The organism is Micromonospora desertarenae (assembly GCF_056150265.1).
Genome location: NZ_JAXCFQ010000004.1, coordinates 136017 through 151071, shown reverse-complemented (window position 1 = coordinate 151071; position 15055 = coordinate 136017). Strand labels below are relative to the sequence as shown.

Below are 15055 nucleotides of genomic sequence, written 5' to 3'. Positions count from 1 at the left end.
CGGTGCTCGCCGACGTCGAACTGATCGCGGTGGTCTCCGGGGCGGCCTGCGTCGCCGGGCTGCTGCTGGCGGCGGTGGCGCTGGTCGGCACCCGCCGGCCACCCGGCCCGGCGCCCGGCGCGGGGCGGGGGGTCAGCCGGCTCTGGCGCGGCTCCGGCGCGACGCCCCGGGAACAGCGGGCGTACCAGGCCCTGTTGGTCGGCGCGCTGGTCGCCGGCGCGCTGGCTTTCCTGCTCACCGGGCTGCCGGTGGTCGGTCTGCTGGTGGCGGTGGCCGTGCCGGGCACCCCGTGGCTCTTCTCGGTCGGCCGGGCCGAGCAGCGGGCGATCGCCCGGATCGAGGCGGTCGGCGAGTGGACCCGCCGGCTCAAGGACGTCTCCGCCACCGGCCAGGGGCTCCAGCAGGCGGTGATCGGCACGGTCAGCACCGCTCCCGAGGAGATCCAGGAGGAGGTACGGCTGCTCGCCGCCCGGCTCCAGGCCGGCTGGCTGGCCCGCTCGGCGCTGCTCGCCTTCGCCGAGGAGATCGGCGACCCGGTCGGCGACCAGGTGGTGGCGGCGCTGATCCTGCACCTGTCCGACCGGGGCGAGCGGCTCGGCGACGTGCTCGGCTCGATCGCGTCCGCGGCGGCCGCCGAGGTGGCCACCCGCCGGGAGATCGAGGCCAAGCGCACCCAACCCCGGTTCGCGGTCCGCTTCCTCACCGGGATGACCCTGGCGACGCTGGCGTACGGGCTGGTGAACACCGAGTACATCCGCCCGTACGGCACGCCGGCCGGGCAGCTGGTGATGGCCGCTCTGGGCGCGGCCTTCGTCGGGCTGCTGGCCTGGGTGCGCTCGATGAGCCAGCCGCGGCGGCCGGCCCGCTTCCTGCCCGCCCCCGACCCGCAGGAGGCGATCGCGTGAGCACCCGTCCGGACTTCCCGGAGGGAGGGCGAGGATGACCGGCAACTGGCCGCTCGCGCTGGCCGTCTGCGGCGGGGCCGCGATCGGGCTCGGGCTGTTCCTGGTGGTCCGGGAACTGGTGCCGGCGACGCCGGCGCTCGGCCCGGCGCTGCGCCGGCTGCACCAGCCGGCCGCCGGCCCCGGGCGAGCCGCCGCCGGCCGCCGGCTGGAATGGCTCACCGGCCTGTCCCGCTGGCTGCGTCCGCCGCACCGGCAGCTCGCGCTGATCGACCGCACCCCCGAGCAGTACGCGCTGTCGCTGCTGCTCTCCGCCCTGGTCGGGCTCGCCATGCCGAGCGTGCTCGGGGTGGCCCTGTTCGTGCTCGGCATCGGGGTGCCGGTGGCCGTACCGGTGCTGGGCAGCCTCGGCATGGCGCTGCTCGGCGCGCTGCTCGCCCACCGGGCGGTGCTCACCCGGGCGGACGCCGCGCGGGACGAGTTCCGCCAGGCCGTCTGCACCTACCTGGATCTGGTGGCGTTGCAGCTCAGCGCCGCGCACGGGCCGGTGCAGTCGCTGGAGCGGGCCGCCGCGGTCTGTGACGGCTGGGTCTTCGACCGGCTCCGGGAGGCGCTGCGGCTCGCCCAGTTGCAGATGCACTCGCCCTGGGACGAGTTGCGCGACCTCGCCGACCGGATCGGCATCCCGGAGCTGGGCGACGTGGGGGCGATCATGCGCTCCTCCGGCAGCGAGGGCGCCCAGGTGCACGAGACCCTGCGCAGCCGCGCCGACTCGCTGCGCGACCAGATCCGTACCGACAACCTGGCCCGCGCGGAGGGGGTCACCAGCCGGCTGGACATCCCCGGCGCCCTGCTCGTCTTCGTCCTGCTCGGCTTCGCCGTCTACCCGTTCATCGCCCGGGTCTGACCCGCAAGAGAAGGAGCACGTCATGTCCCTCGTCACCTACCTGCACGTCGCGCTGACGGCGCGCCTGGCCGAGCTGCGCCGCGACGGTGAGCGCGGCGACAGCCCGGTGCCCACCGCGGTGATCATCTTCGGCCTGGTCTTCGTGGCCACGGTGGTCACCGGGGTGGCACTGGCCAAGGCCAACGACTGGATGAACGCCATCCCGGGCCACAAGAACCCGCAGTAACTCGATGCGTCACGCGGCTTTCTCCAGCGGGCGCCGGGCGGTCGCCCCCACCGCCCGGCGCCCGCGCCCGCCCGCGGACCGCGGGGCCAACCCGGTGGAGCTGGCCGTGGTGCTGCCGCTCATCCTGGTGCTGCTCTTCGCCTCCATCCAGGTCGCTGTCTGGTTCGTCGCCCGGTCCACCGCGCTCAACGCGGCGCAGAGCGCTGTCAACGCGCAGCGGCTGCACCAGGCGCCGCCCGGCGCCGGGGAGGCGCGGGCCACCCGTTTCCTGCGGTCCGCCGGCGACTGGCTGGTCGGCTGGGACGACCCCGGGCCGAGCTGCGTCACCGGCGCCACCGAGGTGACCTGCACGGTGCGCGGGCGCTCCCTGTCGGTGATCCCCGGCGTCGACTTCCCGGTGCGGCAGACCGCGCACGGGACGGTGGAACGGTGGACCGAGCCGTGAGCCGTACCGCCGAGCGGGGCTCGGTCTCGATCGAGGTGGCGGTGCTGGCGCCGGCCTTCATCGCGCTCATCGTGCTGGCCGGGGTGGCCGGGCGTACCGCGGTGGCGGCCGAGGCGATCGACGCCGCCGCGCACGACGCCGCCCGGGCCGCGTCGATCTCCCGCGATCCGGCGACCGCGCGGCGCGCGGCGCGGGACGCGGCCCGCCGGCAACTGGACTGGCGTGGCCTGGACTGCGCCGGCACGCCGGAGGTCACCTTCAGCGGTTCGGTACGCGGAAGGCCGTCCACGTTCGACGCGGCGTTCCGCAGCCCGGTCGGACAGGACGCGACAGTCACCGTCCAGGTGGCCTGCACTGTCTCGTTCCGGGACATCCAGCTCGCGGCGCTGCCCGGGATGCCCGCCGGGAACCGGGTCGCGGCGAGCTTCACCTCGCCGCTGGACCGCTACCGGAGCCGGGGATGACCCGCCGGGCCGCCGCGTCCGACACCGGCCGGGTGAGCGTCTTCCTCGCCGTGACGATGGTCGGCGTCCTGGCGATCATCGGTCTGGCCGTCGACGGCGCCGGGCAGCTGCGCACCCTCCAGCGCGCCGACAACCTGGCCGCCGAGGCGGCCCGGACGGGCGGCCAGGCCATCGACCGGGCCACCGCGATCGAGGGCGGACCGAAGCGGATCAACCAGCCGCAGGCGCGCCGGGCGATCGCCGACTACCTGGCCGCGGCCGGGGCGACCCGGCACACGGTGAGCTTCCCGACCGTCGACGGCGAGACCGTCGTCCGGGTCGAGGTCACCGTCACCTACCGCAGATCCATGCTCGGCCTCTTCGGCTTCGACGACACCGTCACCGTCTCCGGGGAGGCCACCGCGCGGGCGCTCACCCGCGCGCCGTAGGGAAGGAAGGCAGCCATGGCCGCATCGGGTCGCTCCGCCCTCCGGCGGACCGGACGGGTCCTGACCGGGTTCGCCGCGCTCGTCGTGCTCTGCGCGGTGGTGGTCGGCGGGCCGGTGGCGCTGCTCGCCCTCGCCGGCAACCCGCTGCCCGACCACGTGCCCACGGTCGCCGAGATCGGCGCCACCCTGACCAGCCGCGACGACGGCCGGCTCTTCCTGCGGGCGCTGGCCTTGGCCGGCTGGTTCGGCTGGGCCACCTTCACCCTCTCGGTGCTGGTCGAGCTGGCAGCGCAGGCGCTACGCCGGCCGGCGCCCCGGCTGCCCGGGATGAGCCGCCAGCAGCGCGCGGCGGCCGCGCTGGTCGGGTCGGTCGCGCTGATCGTCGCCGCCGCCCCGGCGGCGAGCGCCGCCACCGCCACCATGCAGCCGTACGCCCAGCCGGCCGCGGTCGCGCCGCTGGTACCGGCATCGGTCCCGCCCTCGGCGCCCGAAGCGGCCTGGTACTCGATCGCGTCGCCCGCGCTGCCACCCGGCGCGAGCGAGTCGGGCGCGCTGCCGCCCGGCGCGGGCGGGTCGGGTGCGGGCGGGTCGGGGAGCCGCGCGCCGGTCGCCGGCGCGCCCGTCTACCGGGTGGCGAAGGGGGACTACCTCGGCGCCGTCGCCGAGCGCTACCTGGGCGAGTTCGCCGACTACCGGGAGCTGGCCCGGCTCAACCGGCTGGACGACCCGGACCGGATCCGCCCCGGCCAGTTGCTGAAGCTGCCAGCGCAGGCCAGCGACCGGGGCGCCCGTCCGCACGCCACCGGCCGACTGGTCGCCCGCCCGACCCGCCCCGGCCACCCGACCCCAGGTCAGGTCGCACCGGGCCAGCCGAACCCCGGCCAGGCCGGCGCGGGCCAGCAGACCGCGGCCCCGACCACGCCCGGTCGGGCGACCCAGGGGAAGGCCGGCTCCGACCGGGCCGCGCCGGGGTCGGCGGAGACGACGCGGGAACGGCCGGGCGTGGCGCCGCCGGCGGCCGAGGCTCCCGGCGGCGCTCCGGTGACGGTCGGGGCGGCCCGGGCGGGTGAGCCGGACCGGATGAACCGGCCGCTGGCGGTCTCCGCCGTGCTCGCCGTGGCCAGCATCGTCGGCGCCCAGATCGGCGCGGTCCTCGGGCTGCGGCGCCGCCCGGCCACCGGACGCGGCCGGACCGGGGCGCAGGCGAGCGCCGGAGAACTCCCGGTGGGTCGGCACCGCCGCGACTAGCCGGCCGAGCCGACGCAGCCGCCGTCCCGACGACCGCGCCCAGCACCGACCTGAGCGCCCGACAACCCAGCGCCGACACGTCAGAGACCGACCCCCGACCGGACCGGACAGGCAGACCGTCACCGACGGTCACCTCGGACCCGGCAGTACATCCAGAAGAGCGTGATGACTCTGCGGCAGCGGCCCGCTCGGGCGGCGGCGCGCCGACCTACCGCCGCGCGACCTCACCACCCGCGTCGCGGGTCAGGGGAGGCGGGCCTCCAGCACGCCCTCGCGGATCCGGGTCTGCAGGATCTGCTGGTCGTTGCCGGACGGGCCGTGCACGACCTCGCCGCCGTTGAGCCGGAACGTGCTGCCGTGCCACGGGCAGACCACGCACTCGTGCCCGTCGACCACCTGCACCTCACCCTGGCCGAGCGGGCCGCTCTGGTGGGGGCAGCGCTCCAGCATCACCGTGACGTCGTCGTCGTGCCGGTAGAGGATCACCGACACGTCGTCGATCTCCCGGGTGATCAGTTGGCGCTGCGGCAGGGCCGCCATGTCGCCCAGCGGGTGCCAGCCGCCGCTCATCCGGTGCATCTCGGAGATGCTCTGGTTGACCTGCGCGCCCTGCTTGTACGCCAGGTGCCCGCCGATGTAGGCGCCCATGCTGGCCGCGCTGAGCCCCATCATGCCGAGGGCCCGGCCGAGCCCGTGCCGCCCGCGCAGGCGCGCGCTCACCGAGCCGGCGTAGAAGGCCAGGGCGACGGTGTTGGACGCGGCGTGCACCAGGCCCACCCGGCGCTGGTCGGGGGCGAGCGCGGCCCAGTCGTTGAGGCCGGCGACCGCCGCCGGCAGGGCGCTCACCGTGCCCAGCGTGGTGAGCGTGGTGGCCGCCCGCTGCTGCCCGGGCAGCACGTCCAGCACCGCCGCGCTGATCCAGGCGCCCACCGGCACCTGCACCATCGCCGGGTGCAGCGGATGGCCCAGCCACACCCCGTGCAGCAGGTCGCGGACCCGCTGCGGCCGCAGCGTCGCCTGCACCGCACGCTGCAACCGGTCACCCACCCGGTCCAGCCGGGTGTTCTGTTCGATCTTCGTCAACAGTGCTCGCACCCGTACCGACTTCCCGGCGTTCGCGGTCGCAAACCGGTCGGCGGTGACGGATCCGCCGCGGTGCGTGGCGACCGGGCGACGGCCCGGTCCGGGATCACCGGGCCGGTTCCGCCCAGCGGTCCTGGTGGACGGCGTCGGCCAGCGGCCGCTTCTGCCGCCAGCCGTGCCGGGCCAGGTCGGGCACGGACTCGAGGTGGGTGACCGGGCCCAGGCAGAGCCAGGCCACCGGCCGGATGCCGGGCGGGATCCCCAGCAGGTCGGCCAGCCACGGCTCCCGGTAGAAGGACACCCAACCGACGCCGAGTCCCTCGGCCGTGGCGGCCAGCCAGAGGTTCTGGATGGCCAGGCAGACCGAGTAGAGCCCGGTGTCGGCGATGGCGTGGCGGCCCAGCACGGCCGGGCCGCCCCGGGCCGGGTCGTAGGTGACCACGATCGACAGGGTCGACTCCAGCACGCCGTCGATCTTGATGCGGGCGAACGTCTCGGCCGCCGCGCCGTCCAGCGTGGCGGCGAACGTCTCCCGCTCGGTGCGTACGTGGTCGTGGAAGCGGCGCCGCAGCTCGGGGTCGCGGACCACGACGAAGTCCCAGGGCTGGGAGTAGCCGACGCTCGGCGCGGCGTGCGCCGCGGTGAGGATCCGGTGCAGCACCTCCTCGGGCACCGGCGCGCCGGTGAACTGGGCGCGCACGTCCCGGCGGCGGTGGATGACGTCGTACAGCTCGGTGTTCAGGGCAGGCTCCCGCTGCGCTCGGCCCACGCCCCGGCGTGGGCACCGGACGCGAGGCCGGTCTTCGGACTCCCGGATCGACGCCTGGCCGCCCGCCTTCCCGGCCGTCGGGCCAGTGGCTGCGCTGCTGCGCGTGGACGGTGGCTCCCCGGTCACCGCGGCGGGCCCGTGCCGGATTTCCACCGGCTTCCCGATTCTCCCCGCTCGCGCGGGGCACCTCGCATGATCGTGCCGTCGGTGATGCTAGCCCCGCGCCCGGTCGCCGGACACCCGGGCGGGTGGTAATCCGGTCGCGGGCCGGAGCCCCACAACCACTGTGGTTCCTGAGTGGTCGGGGCCGCGCTCGGCGCGACCGTGGTGCGAAGGGACGGAGCCCGAGACCACTGACGGTCACCCCCTGGCGTGCCGGCACCGCCGGGGGCATGCTGTGCCGATGGGCGTACGGGTCGAGCGGGACGGGCCGGTGACCACGGTGATCCTGGACCGGCCGGCGGCGCGCAACGCCGTCGACGGGCCGACCGCCCGGGCACTGGCCGACGCGTTCCGGGCCTTCGACGCCGATCCCGACGCGGCGGTGGCCGTGCTCTGGGGCGCCGGCGGCACGTTCTGCTCCGGGGCCGACCTGAAGGCGATCGGCACGCCCAGCGGCAACCGGGTCGAGGCGGAGGGCGACGGCCCGATGGGCCCGACCCGGCTGACCCTGACCAAGCCGGTGATCGCCGCCATCTCCGGGTACGCGGTGGCCGGCGGGCTGGAGCTGGCGCTCTGGTGCGACCTGCGGGTGGCCGAGTCCGACGCGGTGCTCGGGGTGTTCTGCCGGCGGTGGGGGGTGCCGTTGATCGACGGCGGGACGGTCCGGCTGCCCCGGCTGGTCGGCGAGAGCCGGGCGATGGACCTGATCCTCACCGGCCGGCCGGTACCGGCCGACGAGGCGTACGCCATGGGGTTGGTGAACCGGCTGGTCGCGCCGGGTGAGGCGCGGGCGGCGGCCGAGCGGCTGGCCGCCGAGATCGCCCGGCACCCGCAGACCTGCCTGCGCAACGACCGGGCCTCGGTGCTGGCCGGCGCGGGCCTGCCGGAGCCGGCGGCGCTCGCCACCGAGCTGGCGTACGGGATGGACTCGCTGGCCGCCGACGCGGCGGCCGGGGCGGCCCGGTTCACTGCCGGCGCCGGCCGGCACGGCGCCCCGGCCGACTGACGCCGCGACCGCATCGGAGCCGAGGGACGGGCGCCGCCGGGAGGCTGGTCCTCCCGGCGGCGCCCGATCCGGTGCCGCTCAGCTGCGGTTGATGGTGAAGGTGGAGGTGGTGTTGCGGATGTCCTGCCAGTTGTCGGTCAGCCGCAGGTTCACGAAGGTGGCCGAGCCGACGGCCGGGCCCTGACCCTGCTCCGGCATCTCGTTGACCCAGATGCCGAAGCCCGACTTGGCGTCGAACGCGTCACCGCTGCGCCGGGCCCCCGAGATCGACACGTTGGTGAAGACCGTGTCGGTGATCGGGTTCTCCGGCTGGCCCCCGTTGTACTTCGTCTGGAACATGATCCCGGAGTACGTGGGGTCGACGATGTCCACGTCCGAGACGCGGATGCCGCGGAACTCCTTCGACGCCGAGAAGACCCAGATCGCCGGGAAGGTCTGCGCACCCCAGAAGTGACCGCCGGCCCGGATCAGCGAGATGTTCTGGAACTGGGTCGGCGGGCTGGCGCCGAACCCGATGAACGGGTAGCCGAAGTCCAGCGAGCTGATCGTGATGCCGGAGTACGTCAGCATGTCCGCGATGTAGAGGTTGCGGAAGATGTTGTCGTAGCCGCCGTACACGGCGATCCCGGCCGCCCGCCAGGTGAGCGTGGCGGTCAGGTTCTCGAAGACGTTGCCGTGGTTGGCCGTGGACCCGCCCTGGTCGACGGCCGAGAAGAGGGCGAACGCGTCGTCGCCGTTGGACCGGCCCTCGGAGTTGCTGACCAGGTTGTTGGTGCTGCCGTTGGTCATGTTGACGGCGTCGGCGAAGGTGTTCCGGAAGCGGCTGTTGGTGATCTTCAGGCCGCTGACGCTCACCCCCCAGTACGCGCAGACGGTGTGCTCGACCCAGACGTTGTCCAGCGTCAGGTTGTCGACGTCGCGCAGCTCGCCCCAGACCTTGCCGGGGCCGTCGATGCGGTTGGTGTAGTTGCCGAAGAAGGCCAGGTGCTCGAAGGACGACCCGCTGGCCGAGGACTCCACCCGGAAGCCGGCGTCGGTGTTCTGCTGGCCGACCGGCGTCTGGAAGCGGGTGAACCACATGCCCGCGCCGACCACCTTGACCGCCTTGCCGTAGACCTGGAACTTCTGCGCTGTCTCGTACGTGCCGGCCGGCAGGTAGACGCCGATCAGGTTGCCGGTGGTGTCCATCCGGACCGCGTCCAGCGCGTTCTGCACGTCGGAGTGGCTGAACCCGTTCGGCACCCGGTACCGCGCCGGGTCCGGGTTGGCCCGCGGCGCCACCTGCTCCAGGTTCACGAAGTCGATGGCGTACGTGGTGCTGTTGGCCGGGTCCTTCTGCAACCGGATCCGGCTGCCCGCCGGGATGGTGGAGTCCAGCAGGATGTTCGCCTCGTCGTAGATGTGCCGGGGCGGGCCGGCGCTGGGCGAGTCGCTCGGGCTGGCCTCCGCGCCGTACAGCCAGATGTGCTTCGAGGTGAGGCTGATCGGCTTGTGCAGCACCCCGTTGACGTAGATGTTCAAGGTCGAGGTGATCCCGCCGCCGCCCGGCGCGTCCGGGATGGAGAAGCGGGTCACCAGGGCGTTGGCCGGGGCCCGGGTGGTCCACTCGACGTACGCGCCGGTGCTGTTCAGGGTCACCGCCCGCCGGCCGGACGCCTCCCCGGCCAGGTCGCCGATGGTCCGGTTCGGCCCGACCACCTGTGCCCCGCCGCCGACCGAGCCCTCCTCGGCCTCGTACATGTCGTACGGCAGGTTGGCGCCGCGGCCCACGAAGAGCGACCGGTCGCTGGTGTTGTTCTGCCGCTTCACCGGCAGTTCGTTGGCGTCGTCGGCGAGCACCACCCGGACCGTGTACCGGCCGTTGGCGGCGGTCCAGGTGCCCAGGTTGACCGGGCCGGCGCTGCCCCCGACGGCGATGGTGCCGGTGTACGAGCCGGTCAGCGTACGGACCACCGCGCCGGTGTCGTTCAGCACGGTCAGCGTGATGCCGTGCGCGCCGCTCGCCGAGGCGACAGTGCCCTGGTTGCGGATGGTCACCGCGAAGCTGACAGTGGCGCCGGCGCTCGGCGTGCCGGGCGACCAGGTCACCGCCGAGGCGACCAGGTCGGAGCTGGCCACCGGGCTGACCGTGAGCGCGGTCGGGCTGGTGTGGCCGTTGTTCGCCTCGTTCTGCTCGATCACCGTGTTCGCCGGGTCGACGGTGGCGCCGACCTGGTAGCTGCCGGCGTTGCGCGGCCCGATGTTCGCCGAGACGGTGGTCGACGCGCCGGCCGCCAGCGCCCCGACCGAGGCGGTGCCGACCTTCGTCGTACCCAGGTGGAAGTCGACGGTGGTGGCGGCGGAGGCCGCCGTGCCGGCGTTGCGCACGGTGGCGGAGAGGGTGATCGCGTCGGTCTCCACCGGCGCGGCGGGGGCTGCGGTGATCCCGGTGACGGTCAGGTCCGGGTTCGGCGCCGGCACGCCGATCACCTGGAGTTCGGCGACCTGGCCGTTGGACGAGCCGGAGTTGGCGGTGAACTGGAGCCGGACGTCGGCGGCGGTCGCCGACACCGGGATGGTCACCGTGTTGCTGCTGGCCGGGCTGAACGAGTACGTCGCCGAGCCGACCAGCGTGCCGAACCCGGAGGCCGACTGCTCCCGGCCGAGCACCTGGAAGGTCTGCGTACGCGGGCCCCAGACCGGGTCCGGGTTCAGCTTCACCACCAGCGCGCTGATGCTCGCGTTCGCGCCCAACGCCACGGTCAACGTGCTCGGGTACGCCCCGGGCGCGCCCTCCCAGTAGGTGGTGACGTCGTCGTCGTTGGCGTTGGCCGCGGCGAAGACGTGCACCATCGACGAGGCGGTGATCGGCTTGTCGACCGCGAGGTTGCTGCCGCCCGGCGTGCTGCCGGTGCGGGTCACCGTGTTGCTGTTCGCCGAGGTGTTGCCCGCCGCGTCCCGGGCCCGGACGACGTAGGAGACGGTCGCGGTGTCCGGTTGGTTGTCGGTCCAACTGAGGGTGGAGCCGTTCACGCTGCCCCGCAGCGCGCCGTTGGCGTAGACGTCGTAGCCGGTCACCCCGACGTTGTCGGTCGACGCCGACCAGGTCAGCCGGATCTGCCCGGCGGCCGGCTGGGTGTACGCCAGGTTGCCCGGCGCGGTCGGCGCGACCGTGTCGCCGGAGCTGCCGTTCCGGGTCACCGTGTTGCTGTCGGCCGACACGTTGCCCGCCGCGTCCCGGGCCCGGACGACGTAGCTGACGGTGGCGCTGGTCGGCTGGTTGTCGGTGTACGCCAGCGTGCTGCCGCTGACGCTGGTGCGCAGGGTGCCGTTGGCGTAGACGTCGTAGCCGGTCACCCCGACGTTGTCGGTCGACGCCGACCAGGTCAGCCGGATCTGCCCACTCGCCGGCTCGGTGTAGGCGAGGTTGCCGGGCGCGGACGGCGGCTGGGTGTCACCGGTCGTCGGGCCGTAGACCTCCAGCTCGGAGAGCTGACCGGCGGGCCAGCCGGTGTTGCCGGTGAAGAGCAGCCGCAGGTAGCGGGTGCTGGCCGCGGTGAAGGTGATGGTCACGGTGTTGTTGGCGCCGGGGGTGAACGCGTACCCGGCCGAGGCGACGATGGTGCTGAAGGTGGCGCCGTTGGTGCCGCCCTGCACGGTGATCGTCTGGGTACGGGCGTCCCAGCCGGCGGGCAGCTTGAGCACCAGCCGGTTGACGCTCACCGTGGCCGCGAGGTCGACCTGGAGCCACTGCGGGAAGGCGTTGTTCGCGCTCTCCCAGTAGCTGCCCTGGTTACCGTCGTTGGCGTTGCCGGCGACGTAGACGTCCGCGTGGGCGCTCGCGGTCATGCTCCGACCGGCCGCCAGGTTCGCCGAGGAGGTGGCCGCGCCGTAGACCTCCAGCTCGGCGAGCTGCGCCGCGCCCCAGCCGGTGTTGGCGGTGATGGCCACCCGGACGTACCGGGTGGTGGTGGCCGGGAAGTCGAGGGTGACGGTGTTGCCGTTGGCCGGGCTGAACTGCCGGCCGGCCGAGGCGACGATGGTGCCGAAGCCGCTGCCGTCCGCGCTGCCCTGCACCGACAGCGTCTGGGTGCGCGCCTCCCAGCCGGCCGGGAGCTTCAGCTTGACCTGGTCGACGGACCGGGCCGAGCCCAGGTCGACCTGGGCCCACTGCGGGAGGGCGCCGCTGCTCTCCCAGTAGGTCGACGGGTTCCCGTCGGTGAGGTTGGCCGCGGCGTACGGGCCGTTGACGCTGCTGGCCGCGGCGTTCCGGCCGGCGGCGAGGTTGGGTCCGCCGGCCGCGGCGGCCGGCGGCGCGGGGGCCGCGGTGACGGCGAGGCCGAGCACGGCGAGCGCCGCGACGACCCGGGTACGGAATCTGGACATGGTGGGGGGACACCTTCTTCCGGGGACGTGGAGAGGCGTGTGCGGGGTGTTGCGGTGCGGGTGTTGCGGTGCGGTGGTGCGGCGTGGGCGGGGCCCCGGTCGGCGTACGGGGCCCCGCCCACACGTCAGGTGGCGTGGACCTCGAACTCGGCGAGCTGGCCCGCCGGCCAGCCGGTGTTGCCGGTGACGGTGATCCGGACGTACCGGCGGTCACCGGCCGGCACGGTGATCGACACCGTGTTGCCCGTGGCCGGGTCGAAGGTGCGGCCGGCCGGGCCGGCGAGCGTGGCCCACGACGAGCCGTCGGTGGACCCGAGCACCGACAGCGTCTGGGTACGGGTCTGCCAGGCCGGGGACGGCGGCAGCTTCAGCACCACCCGGGACACCGGACGGGCCGCACACAGGTCGACCGTCACCGACTGCGGGAAGGCGTTGTTGGCGCTCTCCCAGTAGGTGTTCGGGTTGCCGTCGACCGCGTTGGCGGCCACGTACACGTCGGCGTGGCTGGTCTCCGCGACGGGCCGGCCGAGCGCCAGGTTGCCGGTCGGTGGCGGCGACGTGGTCGGTGGCGGGGTGGTGGGTGGCGGGGTGCCGCCGTCGCCGTACACCTCGAACTCGGCGACCTGGCCGGCCGGCCAGCCGGTGTTGCCGGTGAAGCTCAGCCGGACGTAGCGACGGTCACCGGCCGGCAGGGCGATGGTGGCGGTGTTGCCGCTGGCCGGGTCGAAGGTGCGGCCGGCCGAGCCGGCGAGCGTGGCCCACGACGAGCCGTCGGTGGAGCCGAGCACCGACAGGGTCTGGGTGCGCCGCTCCCAGCCGGCGGGCAGCTTCAACACCACCCGGCCGACGGCGCGGGCCGCGCCCAGGTCGACGGTGAGTGTCTGCGGGAACGCGTTGTTGGCGCTCTCCCAGTAGCTGGCCGCGCTGCCGTCCACCGCGTTCGCCGCCACGTAGTTCTGGGTGGAGCTGGTGGCGGTCACCGGCCGGCCCGCGGCCAGGTTCCCGCCGGTGGGCGGCGGGGTGGTCGGCGGCGGGGTGGTGGTCGGCGGTGGGCTGGTCGGGCCGCCGCCCCACTGCGGCTCCGGCCAGGGCCCGCAGTACGGGGTGGCCGTGTACCAGCCGGAGTTGCCGGGCCCCTGGGTGATCTGGAAGCCGCTGCCGACGCAGTTGTGGATCGGGTTGGCCTGGGCGATCCCGGTGGCCCGTACGTTGGTGAAGGAGACCTGGCTGGGTGCCTGCACCTGGAGGGCGTACGTGCCGGCGCCGTCGATGCGCACGTTGGTGAAGCTGATCCCGCTGGTGGCGCCCTCGATCCAGTGCAGCGCCGCGTACGAGCTGTCCAGGATGTCGGTGTCGGTGACGGTGATCGCCGCGCCCTGGATCGGCTCGTTCAGCGCCGAGAACCAGATCGCGCCGACCCCGAAGCGCCAGTTGTAGTCGGAGTTGCCGTTGCGGATCAGGGTGTTCCGGGCGACCGTGATCGTCCCGGCGACGGCGGTCGGGCCGTTGACGCCGGGGTAGCGGTTGGCGACGTGGATGCCGCCGCCGTTGGTGACCGAGTCGGCGGTCACGTTGTCGGTGATCCGGATGTCCCGGCCGCCGTAGGTGACCAGGTGGTTGGCGAGGATGGTCACGCCGATGGTGTTGAACGTGAAGGAGTTGTTGACGTTCGGCACGCTCTGCGCCCACATCGCCAGGGCGTCGTCGCCGGTGTTGCGGACGAAGGTGTTGGTGACAGTGGAGTTGGTGACGCCCCAGTGGAAGTTCACCCCGTCCGCCGTCTGGTCGAGGATCCGGCTGTTGCGGATGGTGAAGTTGTCCATCGGGCCGTCCATCCAGGCGCCGACCTTGGTGTGCTGCATCCAGACGTTGTCCACCACCGAGTTCGACATGGCCCCGCCGATGGCGTTGACCTGGTGCTCGTCCACCCGCTCGCGGATGTCGCCGATGATGGCGAAGTCCCGCAGGGTGACGTTGCGGCTCGGGCCGCCGGCCTCGTGCGGGCGGATCTCGCCGCTGTAGCCGCCGCCGGGGACGTACTTGCCGTAGATGCCGGCGGCGCGCTTGCGGTCGGTGGGGTGCCGGCCGCCGAGCACCGAGTACCACGGCCCGGCGCCGCGCAGCGTCACCCCGTCGACGACCACGTGGTCCCACAGGGTGAAGGTGCCGGTCGGGATCCAGACCGCGCGGCCCTGGGCGCGTCCGGCGTCCACCGCGGCCTGGAACTTCGCGGTGGAGTCGGTGGCGCCGGTCGGGTCGGCGCCGAAGTCGGTGACCACGTCGAGGACGCCGGCGGGCTTGCCGATCGGGTCGCCGACCAGTTCGAAGTCGGCCAGGTCGATGGTGAAGGTGGGCGACTGGGCGGTCGAGGAGACCTGGAGCCGGATCTTCGTACCGGCCGGGTAGGTGGCGCCGAACATGGTCCGGGTCTCGTCGTAGAAGTGGTGCGGGTTGGTGTCGCCCGGGTTGTTGTTGAACGGGTAGCCGCCGTAGTACCAGCCGTACCGGGAGGTCACCGGCACCGCCTTGACCAGGGCGCCGTTGGCCCGCAGGTCGATGCTGGCGTCCCGGCCGGTGCCGGCGGCGTTGTCCGGCAGGCTGTACCGGAAGGTGACCGCGTTGGCCGGCGCGGTCAGGGTGAACTCCACGTACTCGCCGACGGCGTCGAGGGTGACCGCCTCCCGGCCGGAGGCCTCGGACGGCAGGGTGCCGTAGCGCCGGTCCGGGCCGATCTTCGTGCCGGTGTGCGCGACCTCCTCCGCCTCGTGCTCGACGAACGGGACGGTCGCGCCCCGGCCGGGGATGTCGAACGGGGAGATCCCGGCGGCCCAGGCGGGGGTGGCGGTGCTGGTCAGTGCGACGGCGGTGAGCGTGGTCGCGGTGAGGGCGGCGCCGGCGAGGGCGGCGACGCCCGCGCGGGCCCGGCTTCTTCGGGGCGGGGTGGCGGTGGGGTGGTCGGGCATGAGCTGGCTCTCCCTTTCGTGGCGATCCAGGTCCCCCGTGCGGTGCGGCGTGGCGCTGGGGTCGCGTACCTCCTTGTCGAGGTCGGC

12 protein-coding genes and 1 riboswitch are annotated in these 15055 nt (G+C 74.1%); of the genes, 8 read left to right on the top strand and 4 right to left on the bottom strand.

Translation table 11 applies throughout. The features are described 5' to 3' along the window. Positions 1 to 2 precede the first annotated feature (2 nt). From SM577_RS09450 to SM577_RS09420, 7 genes are read left to right on the top strand one after another with little or no spacing between them, the layout of a single operon-like run. Positions 3 to 905, top strand: a complete 903-nt coding sequence (locus SM577_RS09450) for a type II secretion system F family protein (RefSeq protein ID WP_474580060.1) — start codon at positions 3 to 5, stop codon at positions 903 to 905. A gap of 34 nt (positions 906 to 939) precedes the next feature. Beyond that, positions 940 to 1809 (top strand): type II secretion system F family protein, encoded by an 870-nt coding sequence (locus SM577_RS09445; protein ID WP_474580061.1) that lies wholly within the window; start codon positions 940 to 942, stop codon positions 1807 to 1809. 22 nt (positions 1810 to 1831) lie between these two features. Further along, entirely contained in the window at positions 1832 to 2035 is a 204-nt protein-coding gene (locus tag SM577_RS09440) for a hypothetical protein (protein WP_302920924.1), read from the top strand. A gap of 4 nt (positions 2036 to 2039) precedes the next feature. Continuing rightward, a complete protein-coding gene (locus tag SM577_RS09435; protein ID WP_302920923.1) occupies positions 2040 to 2480 on the top strand; it encodes a TadE/TadG family type IV pilus assembly protein in 441 nt (146 codons plus the stop codon). Further along, positions 2465 to 2944 carry a TadE/TadG family type IV pilus assembly protein gene (locus tag SM577_RS09430; RefSeq protein WP_302920921.1) on the top strand — a complete coding sequence of 160 codons (480 nt, stop codon included), beginning with the start codon at positions 2465 to 2467 and terminating at the stop codon, positions 2942 to 2944. Before SM577_RS09435 ends, SM577_RS09430 begins: the two co-directional genes overlap by 16 nt. Next, a complete protein-coding gene (locus SM577_RS09425; protein WP_302920920.1) occupies positions 2941 to 3372 on the top strand; it encodes a pilus assembly protein TadG-related protein in 432 nt (143 codons plus the stop codon). Before SM577_RS09430 ends, SM577_RS09425 begins: the two co-directional genes overlap by 4 nt. Positions 3373 to 3387: 15 nt before the next feature. Further along, positions 3388 to 4620 carry a LysM peptidoglycan-binding domain-containing protein gene (locus SM577_RS09420; protein WP_302920919.1) on the top strand — a complete coding sequence of 411 codons (1233 nt, stop codon included), beginning with the start codon at positions 3388 to 3390 and terminating at the stop codon, positions 4618 to 4620. Positions 4621 to 4863: 243 nt separating this feature from the next. Here the strand turns inward: SM577_RS09420 and SM577_RS09415 are convergent, their stop codons facing one another. Both SM577_RS09415 and bluB read right to left on the bottom strand, forming a co-directional pair. After that, positions 4864 to 5715 (bottom strand): Rieske (2Fe-2S) protein, encoded by an 852-nt coding sequence (locus SM577_RS09415; protein ID WP_302920918.1) that lies wholly within the window; start codon positions 5713 to 5715, stop codon positions 4864 to 4866. A 94-nt stretch (positions 5716 to 5809) separates the two neighbouring features. Continuing rightward, entirely contained in the window at positions 5810 to 6445 is a 636-nt protein-coding gene (gene bluB, locus SM577_RS09410; protein ID WP_474586869.1) for a 5,6-dimethylbenzimidazole synthase, read from the bottom strand. A gap of 35 nt (positions 6446 to 6480) precedes the next feature. Then, positions 6481 to 6673, bottom strand: a riboswitch (cobalamin riboswitch). 202 nt (positions 6674 to 6875) lie between these two features. On the opposite strand from bluB, the gene SM577_RS09405 reads away from it, so the two are divergent. Further along, positions 6876 to 7640, top strand: coding sequence for a crotonase/enoyl-CoA hydratase family protein (locus SM577_RS09405; protein WP_474586699.1), 765 nt, complete (start codon positions 6876 to 6878; stop codon positions 7638 to 7640). Between the two features lie 78 nt (positions 7641 to 7718). Here SM577_RS09405 and SM577_RS09400 read toward each other — a convergent pair whose 3' ends face one another. Together SM577_RS09400 and SM577_RS09395 are read right to left on the bottom strand one after the other, a co-directional pair. Next, positions 7719 to 12005, bottom strand: coding sequence for a discoidin domain-containing protein (locus SM577_RS09400; protein ID WP_474586698.1), 4287 nt, complete (start codon positions 12003 to 12005; stop codon positions 7719 to 7721). 125 nt (positions 12006 to 12130) lie between these two features. After that, a complete protein-coding gene (locus SM577_RS09395) occupies positions 12131 to 14968 on the bottom strand; it encodes a galactose-binding domain-containing protein (protein ID WP_474586697.1) in 2838 nt (945 codons plus the stop codon). Positions 14969 to 15055: the final 87 nt, after the last annotated feature.